Genomic DNA, 13,252 nt, shown 5'->3' with positions numbered 1-13,252 from the left:
ACCTACTGCTTCACTCTGCTTTTCGGGGCTTTCATCAGCACCCTGAAGCGAGGCGGCCATTTTAGTGATTTAAACGTTGCTGTCAAGCGTCTTTTTCAAGATTTTTGAGCGCTTCGTTTTCTCACCCGGCTTGCCAGCTAAGCTGGTTTAGCGCAGCACCCGGCTACGCGCCCCGCATGTCATGGCGCGCATTATAGGGAGTTTTAACGAGGCTGCAAGCAGAGTTTAGAGAAAACTTCGGGTTTTTAGATCGTTCGCAGAAAAATGCAGCGAAAAGCGCTTTTTTAGAACATTTACTGCATAATAACGCAGCACTGGAGGAAATGATGACAATAAGAGCTTATAAAGGTGTATTGCCGACTCTGGCAGAAGGCGTTTATGTGGATGAGTCAAGCGTACTGGTTGGCGATATCGTGTTGGCTAAAGATGTCAGTATCTGGCCCTTAGTTGTTGCGCGGGGGGATGTTAACTATATCCGCATTGGCGCCCGCACTAATGTGCAGGACGGTTCAGTATTACATTTATCCAGACCGAGCAACGGCAAGCCGGAAGGTTCGCCACTTATAATTGGCGAAGATGTTACCGTAGGCCATAAGGTGATGCTGCATGGCTGTACCCTGGGTAACCGCATCTTGATTGGAATGGGTGCTATCGTGATGGATGACGTTATTGTCGAAGATGATGTCATTATCGGTGCCGGTAGTTTAGTACCACCAGGTAAAAGACTACAAAGTGGTTATCTGTATGTTGGCAGCCCTGCGAAACAGGCACGTCCGCTTAATGATAATGAGAAAGCCTTTCTAACAGAATCTGCCAGCAATTATGTGCAACTGAAAAACGAGTACCTGGCTGGCTAGCTCATACCGAGATTAATCGTTGCCGGTTAGCCAGATCTCACCGGCACTATTATATGCATCTGTCGCAATCGCGGCCTCTGCTACATCTTCCCAATAAAAGCTATCGGCCTGCACTTGCTGCAGAAAATCCGCAGCGCTCTGTGTCGCGGGGATCAGAATAAAACAGCGAACTTTTAGTCCCGCTACCAGGCAACTAAAGCTAATAGCCGCTGCGTTGCTGGCAATCGAAAAGTCATTGTTGAAAATTAACTGTTGGTTCATCGCCCGAGCTCCGCGCTTAACGCCTGCAGTACCGGCGCCACCTCCGGTAGCTTGCCACGCCAGATCCGAAAAGCTTCCGCTGCTTGCCCGACCAACATACCCAGACCATCAGCTATCTTTGGTACACCCTGCTGCTGACACCAAATTAAGAACGGGGTCGGCGTCTTACCGTACAACATATCATAAGCCAACTCACAGCTGGCCAGGTGCTGCGCAGCTAACTCAGGACGTGCACCGGTTAACCCAGATGAGGTAGCATTAATGATCAGTTGATACGCCAGGTCTGGGATCGCCGTTAAGGCACAAGCTATGACCTTTCCCGGAAAACTCGCTGCGATAGCCTGTGCTTTTTCGACTGTACGGTTGGCGAGGATCACCTCACTCACACCGGCCGCCAATAGCGGACCTATCACACCGCGACTGGCCCCACCGGCGCCCAGTAACAGCACCCGCTTTGCTTTTAGTGTTATGCCAAGCCGCTGCAGATCCGTCACCAGACCAATACCATCGGTATTGTCGCCCCATAGTTGGCCACTTGAATCAAAGTATAGAGTATTGACGGCGCCAGCTGCGCTGGCTCTTGCGGTTAACTGTTCAGCCAGATGAAATGCTTGTTCTTTAAAAGGTACAGTGATATTGCCGCCCTTTCCGCCAGCTGCCACAAAAGCATGCCAGTGTTCGGCAAAGCCGTCGACTGGTGCTAGAATGGCCTCGTATTGCATCGACTCTGCCGTTTGCTGTGCGAACAGACGGTGAATAAAGGGTGATTTTGAATGCCCTATCGGATTTCCAAACACAGCGTAACGGTCCACTTTATTTATGCCTTTTAAAAAGTTAGTCCAAATGTTCAGTAAAAAAACCAGCAATCAGGATAATACGGCACATCCGACACCCGGGCAAACCCCTTACCAGCTAATGGGAGGGGAAACGGCAGTGCGGGCGCTGGCAAATCGCTTTTACGATATTATGGCAACCGCACCGGAAGCCAAAGAGTTGTACGCCATCCACCCACTGCCGCTGGATGGTATCCGGCAAAAGTTTTTTGAGTTCTTATCCGGCTGGCTTGGCGGCCCGGCCCTGTTCGAGCAGAAATATGGCCATCCGCGGCTGCGTGCCCGCCACCTACCCTTTACAGTCAATCAGCAACTCAGAGATCAGTGGATGTTCTGTATGGAGCAGGCGTTAGATGAGGTGGTAGAAAACAAAATGCTGCGTGATGGTATTCGCCAGTCGATTGGGCAACTGGCGAGTCATATGATCAATTGTTGATTGGAGTCTTAGTTACAATCGCGCGCTGTAGTTTTCCAGACAACGGGTTGCCAATAGGCATCTCTGCTGCTGCGATCATTTGGGTTTGGAAAATATTCTGCCGCCAGGTGATAAACGGTGTCTGGTTCCACTTTTAGCGTAAGCGTTTTTACAGAACCGAAGTTACGCGCTCGTAGATCGCCGCGATAGCGCGACAAGATATTACCGGGGATATGTTCCTGTAATGTGATTTGTATTTCTCCTACCGGAACCTTTATCACTTCATGAGTTCGTTTATAAGAAAAACCGGCTCTAAAGCCAATAGTGTCAATTTCATTTATTTTTACCGGATGACGTCGTAAGCTTGTAGGAGTATTATAAAATACTGAAACATAGCCACAACTTGTAGATGCAGGCAACTCGTTCTGTTGACCAGCCGCAAGTAACTCCAGACGCCATCCGGGAAGCGCCTGCCGGCTAACAGTGCCTTTTAGGTTAAGTTGTTTGTCAGCCCTCAAAAGTTGCACGCTCAGTGCATCATCATCGGCTAATTCATTGATTTTTGCCAAAATATCGGCCAGATTGCTGTCGGACACGCGCTGCTGATTAATAGCGAGCAATTTATCTCCTTCCTTAAGCCCTAACTTTGCTGCATCGGACTCAGGTGTTACAGCCACAACGACAAACTTAGCATCTAATATTGCGCCAAAGTGATAGATACTTCTCGATGGCTCTTCTATAAGCAGAGGACCGTCTTTGTTTGTTATACCTGAACTCAACAGCGCTTTTTGTACTTGCTGCAATAATTCAACCTGCTTTTGGTAATCAATAGTCTGTTCAGCTACCGCCGAGAACATAACAGGTAAAAGTAGTATTGCTGTCAGATGATTTTTCATAATTCAATGCTCCCGGGTAAGTTAATTTGCATGGCTTTACGTTTTTCCAGCAAGAGTGCAACCTCCACCGAATCGGGTTCAGTTAACAGCAGATGTTGCAATTCAGCATCCAGACTAATAAGTGCTATTTGCGGTGTATGGCCTGACATGTTTTGCGCAGGGTTTGCGCCAAGATATGTCCAGAACGCAATTACCGCCAAACTTGCCGCCAAGCTATACCATGGCCATGCCCTGCGCTGTGATTGCGTCGTCACTTTAGCGGCTATGGCCTGCCAAAGCGCTTCATCAGCCACAAGTGGTTCATGTGTTGCCCGGAGTTTATCCGCGAGCAACTTACTAAAGTCTTCTTGCTGTTTCATGACTGACCTTATTAATTAATGTTGCTTTTAACTTCACAATCGCTCTGCGATAGCGCTGTCTGACTGCCATTTCAGACGTTGCCATCAACGTGGCTAACTCATCATGTCGATAACCTTCAACGGCAAATAGCCACACCAGAGCTCGCTCACTTGTACTTAAAACACGCAGTAATTCTTCTACATCATCAAGTTGGGTGAGTAAATCACAGGCTTGCACCCAGTCATCCGGCGCTTCTATCAGCTCCAATATCTCCGGCTGCGCCCAATCAGACTTTCGCCGCAACTGATCAATTGCCATTCTTGAGCTAAGTTGCTTCAACCAGCCAGCAAAGGCAGCGACGTTTTGCAGCTCTGGTAACTTCTCAAAAGCTTTTATAAAGATCTCCTGCGTGAGATCGCGGCCATCTTCAACCGAGCCCAAGATCCCGGTTACCAGCCTTAAAACACCACTTGCATATTGTTGGTACAGCAATTTCAAAGCAGGTAAGTGCCCGCGCTGAGCGGCTCTGACTAGGTCATCGGTCACGATATCTGGGTGTCCATTAGGAAGTTTTGCTTCAACTGTAAGAATAAGACGGCTTTACTTTGCAAAATGTGACATTGATTTTATGAAGTGCAGTAATACCTGAGTACAGTATTAGCTTTCGCAGTACTCAGGGCCTGTATATTTGGCGATATTTAAAGTCGGGTCAAACCAGTTTAGCTGCAGTCAAACTCCGGACACTGCCGCAGCTTTGTTGATCACAGCTCAGATCACATTTATCGCTTAAGCTCGCCTAACCAATCCTGCGGTTTTAAATAGCGTTCGTAGAGTAAGGCTTCCGGGCTGCCCGGCTCCGGCTGATAACCATATTGCCAACGTACCAGTGGCGGCATCGACATTAAAATCGACTCGGTACGGCCACCACTTTGTAAGCCAAACAGGGTGCCACGGTCATATACCAGATTAAATTCGACGTAACGGCCACGCCGGTATAGCTGGAACTGCCGCTCGCGCTCGCCATAGGGGATGTCTTTGCGCTTAGCCACTATAGGTAAGTAAGCCTGGCAGAACGCCTCGCCGACCGCTCGCATTAAGGCAAAGCTTTGCTCAAAACCCGGTGCATTAAGATCATCGAAAAATAAACCGCCGACACCACGGGTTTCGCCGCGGTGTTTGAGATAGAAATAGTCATCACACCATTTCTTGTAGTCTGGGTAGTAATTAGCGCCAAAGGGATCCACGGCCTGTTTCGCCGTTTGATGCCAATGGATCACATCTTCTTCAAATGGATAATAGGGCGTCAGGTCAAAGCCTCCGCCGAACCACCACACTGGCTCAGCGCCTTCCTTTTCGGCAATAAAAAACCTGACATTAGCATGCGTGGTTGGCAGATATGGGTTATGCGGGTGAATCACCAAGGATACGCCGCAGGCATTGAAATTACGCCCGGCCAGCTCCGGTCGGTGTGCTGTGGCCGAGGCAGGCATTTGCGCACCAAAGACGTGCGAGTAATTCACCCCTGCCTGCTCAAAGACTTGGCCTCCGGTGAGGACCCGGCTGCGACCACCGCCCCCCTCTGCCCGCTGCCAGGCATCTTCTACAAAGGCCGCGCCACCGTCAGCCTGCTGTAATTGTTGGCAAATCTGATCCTGCAGCGCCATTAAGAATGCCTGCACCTGCGCTAACTGGGTTTGATAGGGTTGCATCAATACTCCTGACTGTCTGAGTCAGCGGGCTGTCTGGCAGCGCTGCTGTACTAAAAATTTTCTTCAGTTGCCGATGACGGGTATAATACCGCTTTACGGCCCGATGTTCATTACGTACAGAGAAGGAAACCACTATGCAGGTTGGTATTATCATGGGTTCAACGTCTGATTGGCCTACCATGAAACTCGCAGCAGATATGCTGGACCGGTTTGGTATTGCCTATGAAACCCGGGTGGTTTCCGCACACCGTACGCCACAACTGCTGGCCGAGTATGCCAGCTCAGCCGCCAGCCGCGGTTTAAAAGTGATTATTGCCGGTGCCGGCGGCGCGGCACACCTGCCTGGTATGGCCGCTGCTTTTACCAGCCTGCCGGTACTGGGTGTGCCGGTACAATCGAAAGCCTTAAAAGGCATTGATTCGCTGCTATCAATAGTCCAGATGCCCAAAGGTGTTGCAGTCGGCACCCTGGCCATCGGCGAAGCCGGTGCTGCCAATGCTGGCTTGCTAGCGGCGCAAATTCTTGCCACCTCAGACGCGGCCTTAATGCAGCAAATTGATGCCTTCCGCGCCGCCCAAACCGAAAGCGTATTAAGCCAACCGGATCCAGCACAGGTTCCACTATGAAAGTATTAGTTTTAGGCGCCGGGCAGCTGGCCCGGATGATGGCGCTGGCAGGTGCGCCGCTGAATATCAGCATCAGTGCTTATGATGTGAACAGCGACAATATTGTGCATCCATTGACCCAGCAATTACTGGGTAACGGTTTGGCACAAGCGCTGGTCGATGCCGATGTCGTAACGGCTGAATTTGAGCATATTCCACTGCCGGTGTTAGCACAATGCCAGCAAAGCGGTAAGTTTTTACCCGGTGCGCAGGCCATTCAGGTTGGCGGCGATCGCCGGCTGGAAAAAAGCCTGTTACAAACCGCGGGTGTCGCAACCAGTGCCTTTACTGTGATCAATAACGAAACGGACTTTAACGCCGCTATCGCGCAATTGGGTTTGCCACTGGTATTTAAAAGTGCGCTGGCCGGCTACGATGGCAAGGGACAATGGCGGTTAAAAGACGCGGCAGCCGCGCCGGCATTATGGCAAGAATTGGCGGCGTTCTTAGCAGCGGATCCGCAGCAGGCCATAGTTGCCGAGCAGTTTATTCGTTTTGACCGTGAAGTCTCACTGGTCGGTGCCCGGAACCGCCATGGCGAGATCAAGGTTTATCCGCTGACAGAGAACCACCATGTTAATGGCGTACTCAGTGTGTCGCTGGCTCGCCCGCTAGACACCGCACTACAACAGCAAGCGGAGCAAATGTTTACCGCCGTCGCCGAGCAACTGAACTATGTTGGGGTGTTGGCTATCGAGTTCTTCGATGTACAGGGTAAGCTGCTGGTCAATGAACTGGCACCGCGGGTGCATAACTCCGGCCACTGGACACAGCAAGGCGCTGACTGTTGCCAGTTTGCAAATCATTTACGGGCTGTGTGTGGTTTGCCATTGGGCAGTACGGCTTTGATCCGGCCTACGCTGATGGTTAATATCCTTGGCGAAGATCAGGTCCCGAACAGTATCCTCGAACTACCGGCGCTGGGCTTACACTGGTACGGTAAAACCAAGCGCGCCGGGCGTAAAATGGGACATATTAATTTATCTGCCAACAGCACCGCAGAGTTAAAGGCCCGCTTTGCCCAGCTGATTGACCTGTTACCCGCCGCCACCTTCCCCGAACTGGAACAGATGCTACAGCAGCTATAACCGAGAGCACCATCTGGTGCTCTAGCCAGCCTTTGCCGGCTGCTTTTTCTGACAACCTTTAGCGGCACAATACAGGCCGCTCTTCTTTTGCAGCAACAGTGGAAACTGACAGAACTGACAAGTTCCAAGCTGCGGCGCATCATTAACCAGAAAGCGGCAATCCGGATAACGGTTACAGCCCCAAAAGGTTTTACCAAACTTGCTCAGCCGCTCTGTTAACTGACCTTGCTGGCACTGCGGACAAGCAATGCTGCTACTGGCTGACGCTTCTTCGTGTACCACAAAATGGCAATCCGGGTAACGGGTACAACCGATAAACATGCCATAACGGCCGTGCTTCACCGCCAGCGGCGCGGCACATTCCGGGCAGGGTTCATCCTCCAGGATCTTGACCACCGTATTATCATGCTGATGTAGTGGCTTCAGATAGTCGCAGGCCGGATAACTGCTACAGCCCAGAAAAGGGCCGCTTTTACCGGAGCGAATAACTAAAGGCTGCCCGCATTGCGGGCAGGGTTCGGCGTGCTGTGGTAACTGAAACAGCGGGTTATGATCAGACATCCGTCTATATGATCTCTAGATAAGCGTAAAGTGGTGCCTTAGCTTAATGCAGCGGGCCGTCCACTTCGTCAAAGATTAAATCTTCCATCTGGGCGTAGGCGGTTTCTTTACCTGGTACATTGAACAGCACCATCAGCACTACCCACTTTAAATCTTCCAGACTGATGCTGGCAGCATCTAAATCCATCACCCGATCGATCACCATTTCCCGGGTGGTCGCATCCAGCACATTGATTTGCTCCAGAAACATCAGGAAACCCTGACCGGCAGTATCGATTTTCCGATATTCTTCTGCCGTATAAATCCGGGTAGCAGTACTGACCGCCTTGGTCAGATAGGGCTTGATATGATTTTCCTGCAACGCTGACAGGCGGTCCAGCCACTTCAGCGCACGGAAAATATCATCATCGTGAAAACCGGCTTTACTGAGCTCTTTGGTCAGATCCGCATGGTTCACATAAACATCGGCTTCGTTGTGGATGTAATTTTCGAACAGATAAACGAGGATATCAAACATCTTCAGGCACTCCTCACTCTTATGTAACCACCGGGGACTACTGCTACCCTGCCTGCAAGTTCTAGTTGCAGCAAGGCAATGGATACGTCTGTTACTGACATGCCGGAGCGTTCTGCCAACTGATCAGTGGCAATAGGCTCATCTCCTACGTTAGCTAACAACTGCTGTTCAGACAAGCTGATTTCAGGATTTTTTTCCGTTTTGGCTAAACCGTTATCGGCAAACAGCGCCCGCTCTTCCAGGATATCGGCCACGGAGGTGACAAGTTTAGCACCCTGTTGGATCAGATAATGGCAACCAGCGGCCTGAGTATTAAACAAGGCGCCAGGCACGGCAAAGACTTCGCGGTTGTACTGTACCGCCAGATGGGCACTGATTAAGGAACCGCTGCGCAGCGCCGCCTCCACCACCAGGGTACCAGTACTTAGCCCGACGACAATGCGGTTACGCTGCGGAAAAAACTCTGCCCGGGCGCGTACATCCGGAAAATACTCACTGACTAAGGCTCCGTGCTGCACTATTCTGCCGGCCAGCGCCCGATTGCCTACCGGATAGATTTGCCGCAGGCCATGACCCAGTACCGCTATAGTCTTGCCACCCGCCTCCAGTGCCCCCAGATGACTCTCACTATCAATTCCCTGTGCCATGCCGCTGGTAATCACCATCCCCTGCGTACTGAGTTCAGCCGCAAACTGGCGGGCAATTTGCCGGCCACCCGGCGTCGGTGAGCGACTGCCGACCATCGCAATTTGTGCCTGTTGTAACAGCTCAGCATCGCCCTTCACAAAGAGCACAGCCGGTGGATGCGGCGTTTCTTTTAACAGCAGGGGATAACGGGGATCATCGAAGCAAAGTAAGTGATGCTGTGGGCTTTCAGCTTGCCAATGCAGCGCTTGTTCGACCCAGGGTTGGCTTTGATAACAAAGCAGCTGGGCTTGTTTCGCTGTTAAGCCCAGTTGTTGCAGGGTGCTTGCAGGTAATCTGGTTAAGGCTGCAAGGTCGATATGTTGGGTTAGCTCACGAAGGCGATGACCATCAAGACCATGTACACTCGCTACCGCAAGCCAGTGTTGCAACGAATCCATCGCATGCTGGCTCCCTGGTTAGAACTACTACAAATTACTGACGATATCTCCGACCCGAATCGGCCGCTCGGTTTGGGTTACGATGGCAAAACTGACTTTTTCTGCCACTTTAAAGACCATTAACTCTCCAACTTTCTCCTGTGGCATGTCTAACACTCTACCGCCAAAGTCACGCATCACTTTCTGTAATTTACTGGCATCCTCGAGATAGACCGGTTTCGTACCACTGTCGACCACTGACGGAGACTGGCGGTAAATACCTAACATATGGCCGGCACGCAGTTGCTCTTGCCCCTGATTAAGTACCACGACGTCCATTCGGGCAAACTCACGTAAATCTGACGTACTAGCAATGATGCGACCAACGATATCTGTTTCGGGTTTTGTCATAATAAACTGCGCAGGCAGCATTTGTTGCTCGTAAGCCGGGATGATTTTATCGCCCTGACGAATTTCACGCACCACCGACAGCACGTCCAAAGACGCCGGGATCATTTGTTGGGTTTCGCTGCCCGCCGAACCCGCTCTCACCGCGCGCGCGGTCGCGATTAAGCGGGTTTCAAAGCCTAATATTTCGCCACTGTCCGGATCGACATAGCTACGGCCCGGACGGTATACCGCATAAGCGGCTCCTTCAATAAGCTGGCTATTAACGTAGAGCCGGCTGGTATCGTTGGCGCTCTTCGCTACGGTATCACTGCCCAGGATATAGGGTAAGGCATCAATCTGCTGCTCAGATAGCGCCTGGTCGTAAGTTAAGAAAGGCCGGATAATGCCCAATGGTAAAGTTGCAATCGCATCGGGATTTTTATGGATAGTGCGACCTTGTGGCGTAAGGCGCATTGCCTTTTTACTACTTAGTGCTAAACGCGGGCGACCCTGGCTGTCAAAGGTTAGGGTTAATACATCGCCCGGATAGATCAGATGCGGATTGTCGACCTGCGGGTTCATTTGCCATAATTCCGGCCAACGCCAGGGCTGATCAAGATAGATCCCGGAAATATCCCACAGCGTATCACCCTGTTTCACGGTGTAAGTTGCCGGCGCATCGGGGCGCACCTGCAACACATCCGCTGTTACCGCTGCAGAAAACCAGCATAACAAGGCCGCCAGTGTCAGTGTTATTTTTTTCAGCATGCCCGCATCCTTAACTTTATACTGTTTTTATTAATTACACGCTAAGCTGTTATTAAAGCGCAATAATGGCTAAAATTAAAACATACCACAGCGAACTAATTAAAGCATATTTTGTAGGTGTTATGGCAGTTTTAAAAGTATTACATTTTCCGGATGAGCGTTTACGCACCATTGCTAAGCCAGTGGCAGAGGTTAACGCTGAAATTCGTCAGCTGGTCAAAGACATGCTGGAAACCATGTACGATGAAAACGGTATCGGTTTAGCCGCTACGCAAGTTAATGTGCATCTGCGTGTTGTCGTCATTGATTTGTCAGAAGATCGCAATCAGCCGCAGGTCTTTATTAACCCGGAAATCATCGCTCATGATGGCGAGACCAGCTATGAGGAAGGCTGTTTATCGGTGCCGCAAAACTATGCTTCGGTATCACGGGCGAAAATCGTTACAGTCAAAGCTCAGGATATCGACGGTAACTGGTTTGAGTTACAAGCCGACGGCTTATTGGCGATCTGTTTACAGCACGAACTGGATCATTTAATCGGTAAGCTGTTTATCGATTATCTGTCACCGTTAAAACGGGATCGGATCCGCAAGAAACTGGAAAAAGAAGCCAAACTGGCTGAGCGCCACGCGCTGTAAACAGGACTCAAAGTGACCACGCCTTTACGTATTATTTTTGCCGGTACGCCGGATTTCGCCGCCTGTCATTTACAGGCGTTACTCGCTAGCTCACATCATATCGTTGCTGTTTATACTCAACCGGACCGGCCAGCCGGCCGCGGCCAAAAGCTGCAGCCCAGCCCGGTCAAACAACTGGCGTTACAACATCAAATCCCGGTTTATCAGCCAAAATCGTTAAAAAAAGCCGCCGCCCAACAAGAGTTGGCAGCACTGAATGCGGATTTAATGATTGTTGTCGCCTACGGCCTGATTCTGCCCAAGATCGTGCTGGATACACCTAAGCTGGGCTGTATTAATGTCCACGGCTCGCTGTTACCACGCTGGCGTGGTGCAGCGCCAATCCAACGCGCACTTTGGGCTGGCGACAGTGAAACCGGTATCACCATTATGCAGATGGATGAAGGTTTAGATACCGGCGCTATGCTCAGTAAAGTCCGCTGTCCGATTTTAGCCACTGACACCAGCGCCAGTCTGTATCAGACGTTAGCCGAGTTGGGGCCACAGGCGCTACTGTCCGCAATAGCCGATCTGCCTGCACTGCAGCAACAGGCCGAAGCGCAGGACGAAAAACTGGCGAACTATGCTGAAAAGCTCAGTAAAGATGAAGCCAAGCTCGACTTTAATAAAGATGCCGCCGCACTTGAGCGGGAAATTCGCGCTTTTAATCCCTGGCCGGTCAGCTATCTGGAATTACCGCAAGGCATGGTCAAAGTTTGGCAGGCCCAAGTTAGCCAGAGCTTATCTGGTGCAGCAGGGACTATTCTGAAAACGGATAAAACAGGGATCTATATCGCCTGTCAGCATCAGGTGCTACAAATCACCCAACTGCAGCCTCCAGGTAAAAAACCGATGAGTGCGGCAGATTTTCTGAATGGCCGGGCTGATTGGCTGGCCGTAGGTCAGCAATTATGAGTGCTCAGTTACGCGCCCTGGCAGCGGAGATCTGTTATCAGGTGATTGATCAGGGTAAGTCGTTATCCGAGGCCCTGCCGAAAGGCCAGCAAAAACTGCCGTTTGCACCGGACAAAGCGCTGTTGCAGGAAATCTGTTTTGGCGTGATGCGCCAGCTGCCGCAATTAGAAACGGTGTGCCAGCAGCTGATGGATAAGCCGCTAATTAAACAGCTGCGGCCACTGCAATTTCTGATCTATGTTGGTATCTATCAGCTCAAATTTTTACGGATTCCGGATCATGCCGCTATCAGCGAAACGGTAGAAGCAGCGCGGCTGTTAAAAGGGCAGAATCTGACCAAACTGATTAATGCGGTGCTGCGCAATGTGCAGCGCAAGCCAGAACTATTTGATTTTTGTCAGGCCAGCAGTGCGGTGCAGTTTAATCATCCGGGCTGGCTGATTAACGAACTGCAACAGGCTTATCCTGAACAATGGCAGACGATCCTCACCGCAAACCAGCAAAAAGCACCGCTGTGGCTTAGAGTTAACCAGCAGCAAATCAGTCCCGATGCGTATCTGAAAGCCTTAGATGAGGCAGGTATTGCTGCCAGCCAGCCTTTTGCTTATTTGCCGGTTGCCATTAAGCTGGAACAAGCCTGCGATATCACTACCTTGCCTGGTTATACTGAGGGTTGGTTTTCAGTGCAGGATGCCGCAGCGCAACATGCCGCCTTCTTCCTGGCACCGCAAGCGAGCGAGCGGGTATTGGATGCTTGCAGTGCCCCCGGGGGCAAAACCTGCCATTTACTGGAGCAGGCGCCAGCGCTTCAGTTAACCGCGTTAGATCGTGACGCAACCCGTTTACAACGGGTTACTGAAAACTTGGCGCGCTTAAAGCTGAGTGCGCGCGTTGTTGCCGCTGATGTGCTGGATACCGCCAGTTGGTGGCAAAGCGAATTATTCGACCGGATTTTATTGGATGTGCCCTGCTCAGCAACCGGGGTGATCCGTCGCCATCCGGACATTCGTTGGTTACGCAAAAAAACCGATATCGCGCCGCTAACGGTGTTACAGCAGCAGATCCTGCAATGCGCCTGGCAGTTACTGAAACCGGGCGGTACCTTGTTGTATGCAACCTGTAGCGTATTACCAGCGGAAAACCGTGAGCAACTTCAACAGTTCATGGCACAGCATAGTGATGCCAGCCTGCTATCTTTACCGGAACTGGGCGTCAATAGCTGGCAGATTTTACCCGGCGAGCAGGATATGGACGGTTTTTTCTATGCCTTGCTACATAAAGCAGCCTAACAGAGTAC

At 50.9% G+C, this 13,252-nt stretch carries 17 protein-coding genes; 7 read left to right on the top strand and 10 right to left on the bottom strand.

The genetic code is table 11. The features are described from left to right. Positions 1 to 326 precede the first annotated feature (326 nt). On the top strand, positions 327 to 857 hold the full coding sequence (locus tag AGRI_RS11280; protein ID WP_008985068.1) for a gamma carbonic anhydrase family protein: 531 nt from the start codon (positions 327 to 329) through the stop codon (positions 855 to 857). 12 nt (positions 858 to 869) lie between these two features. Here AGRI_RS11280 and AGRI_RS11275 read toward each other — a convergent pair whose 3' ends face one another. Further along, entirely contained in the window at positions 870 to 1,118 is a 249-nt protein-coding gene (locus tag AGRI_RS11275; protein ID WP_008985067.1) for a DUF1488 family protein, read from the bottom strand. Further along, positions 1,115 to 1,930, bottom strand: a complete 816-nt coding sequence (gene aroE, locus AGRI_RS11270; protein WP_083847142.1) for a shikimate dehydrogenase — start codon at positions 1,928 to 1,930, stop codon at positions 1,115 to 1,117. The genes AGRI_RS11275 and aroE overlap by 4 nt, the downstream gene beginning before the upstream one ends. A gap of 31 nt (positions 1,931 to 1,961) precedes the next feature. Here aroE and AGRI_RS11265 point away from each other — a divergent pair, with 31 nt between their 5' ends. After that, a complete protein-coding gene (locus AGRI_RS11265; RefSeq protein WP_008985065.1) occupies positions 1,962 to 2,387 on the top strand; it encodes a group II truncated hemoglobin in 426 nt (141 codons plus the stop codon). Between the two features lie 8 nt (positions 2,388 to 2,395). On the opposite strand, the gene AGRI_RS11260 is transcribed toward AGRI_RS11265, so the two are convergent. The 4 genes from AGRI_RS11260 to hemF all read right to left on the bottom strand — a co-directional run bounded on the left by AGRI_RS11260 (position 2,396) and on the right by hemF (position 5,310). Continuing rightward, complete coding sequence (locus AGRI_RS11260; RefSeq protein WP_008985064.1) at positions 2,396 to 3,262, bottom strand: PDZ domain-containing protein; 867 nt, start codon at positions 3,260 to 3,262, stop codon at positions 2,396 to 2,398. Beyond that, positions 3,259 to 3,621, bottom strand: coding sequence for a hypothetical protein (locus AGRI_RS11255; protein WP_008985063.1), 363 nt, complete (start codon positions 3,619 to 3,621; stop codon positions 3,259 to 3,261). Before AGRI_RS11255 ends, AGRI_RS11260 begins: the two co-directional genes overlap by 4 nt. After that, positions 3,599 to 4,147 carry an RNA polymerase sigma factor gene (locus AGRI_RS11250; protein WP_008985062.1) on the bottom strand — a complete coding sequence of 183 codons (549 nt, stop codon included), beginning with the start codon at positions 4,145 to 4,147 and terminating at the stop codon, positions 3,599 to 3,601. The genes AGRI_RS11255 and AGRI_RS11250 overlap by 23 nt, the downstream gene beginning before the upstream one ends. A 233-nt stretch (positions 4,148 to 4,380) precedes the next feature. After that, positions 4,381 to 5,310 (bottom strand): oxygen-dependent coproporphyrinogen oxidase, encoded by a 930-nt coding sequence (gene hemF / locus AGRI_RS11245; protein WP_008985061.1) that lies wholly within the window; start codon positions 5,308 to 5,310, stop codon positions 4,381 to 4,383. A gap of 134 nt (positions 5,311 to 5,444) precedes the next feature. Here hemF and purE point away from each other — a divergent pair, with 134 nt between their 5' ends. After that, on the top strand, positions 5,445 to 5,936 hold the full coding sequence (purE, locus tag AGRI_RS11240; RefSeq protein ID WP_008985060.1) for a 5-(carboxyamino)imidazole ribonucleotide mutase: 492 nt from the start codon (positions 5,445 to 5,447) through the stop codon (positions 5,934 to 5,936). Further along, on the top strand, positions 5,933 to 7,063 hold the full coding sequence (locus AGRI_RS11235; protein WP_008985059.1) for a 5-(carboxyamino)imidazole ribonucleotide synthase: 1,131 nt from the start codon (positions 5,933 to 5,935) through the stop codon (positions 7,061 to 7,063). The genes purE and AGRI_RS11235 overlap by 4 nt, the downstream gene beginning before the upstream one ends. A 21-nt stretch (positions 7,064 to 7,084) precedes the next feature. Here the strand turns inward: AGRI_RS11235 and AGRI_RS11230 are convergent, their stop codons facing one another. From AGRI_RS11230 to AGRI_RS11215, 4 genes are read right to left on the bottom strand one after another with little or no spacing between them, the layout of a single operon-like run. Beyond that, positions 7,085 to 7,624, bottom strand: coding sequence for a DNA topoisomerase family protein (locus AGRI_RS11230; RefSeq protein WP_008985058.1), 540 nt, complete (start codon positions 7,622 to 7,624; stop codon positions 7,085 to 7,087). 43 nt (positions 7,625 to 7,667) lie between these two features. Next, positions 7,668 to 8,141 carry a DUF494 family protein gene (locus AGRI_RS11225; protein ID WP_008606152.1) on the bottom strand — a complete coding sequence of 158 codons (474 nt, stop codon included), beginning with the start codon at positions 8,139 to 8,141 and terminating at the stop codon, positions 7,668 to 7,670. Positions 8,142 to 8,143: 2 nt separating this feature from the next. Beyond that, positions 8,144 to 9,226 carry a DNA-processing protein DprA gene (gene dprA, locus AGRI_RS11220; RefSeq protein WP_008985057.1) on the bottom strand — a complete coding sequence of 361 codons (1,083 nt, stop codon included), beginning with the start codon at positions 9,224 to 9,226 and terminating at the stop codon, positions 8,144 to 8,146. Between the two features lie 27 nt (positions 9,227 to 9,253). Further along, a complete protein-coding gene (locus AGRI_RS11215) occupies positions 9,254 to 10,363 on the bottom strand; it encodes a LysM peptidoglycan-binding domain-containing protein (RefSeq protein WP_008985056.1) in 1,110 nt (369 codons plus the stop codon). 122 nt (positions 10,364 to 10,485) lie between these two features. Here AGRI_RS11215 and def point away from each other — a divergent pair, with 122 nt between their 5' ends. From def to rsmB, 3 genes are read left to right on the top strand one after another with little or no spacing between them, the layout of a single operon-like run. Then, a complete protein-coding gene (gene def, locus AGRI_RS11210) occupies positions 10,486 to 11,001 on the top strand; it encodes a peptide deformylase (protein ID WP_008985055.1) in 516 nt (171 codons plus the stop codon). 12 nt (positions 11,002 to 11,013) lie between these two features. Beyond that, complete coding sequence (fmt, locus tag AGRI_RS11205; RefSeq protein WP_008985054.1) at positions 11,014 to 11,955, top strand: methionyl-tRNA formyltransferase; 942 nt, start codon at positions 11,014 to 11,016, stop codon at positions 11,953 to 11,955. Next, positions 11,952 to 13,244, top strand: a complete 1,293-nt coding sequence (gene rsmB, locus AGRI_RS11200) for a 16S rRNA (cytosine(967)-C(5))-methyltransferase RsmB (RefSeq protein ID WP_008985053.1) — start codon at positions 11,952 to 11,954, stop codon at positions 13,242 to 13,244. Before fmt ends, rsmB begins: the two co-directional genes overlap by 4 nt. Positions 13,245 to 13,252 lie beyond the last annotated feature (8 nt).

This window comes from Alishewanella agri BL06, assembly GCF_000272005.1.
Taxonomy (GTDB): domain Bacteria; phylum Pseudomonadota; class Gammaproteobacteria; order Enterobacterales; family Alteromonadaceae; genus Alishewanella; species Alishewanella agri.
Note: the sequence above shows the minus strand (reverse complement) of the source record. Positions and strands in the feature narration are given on the sequence as shown.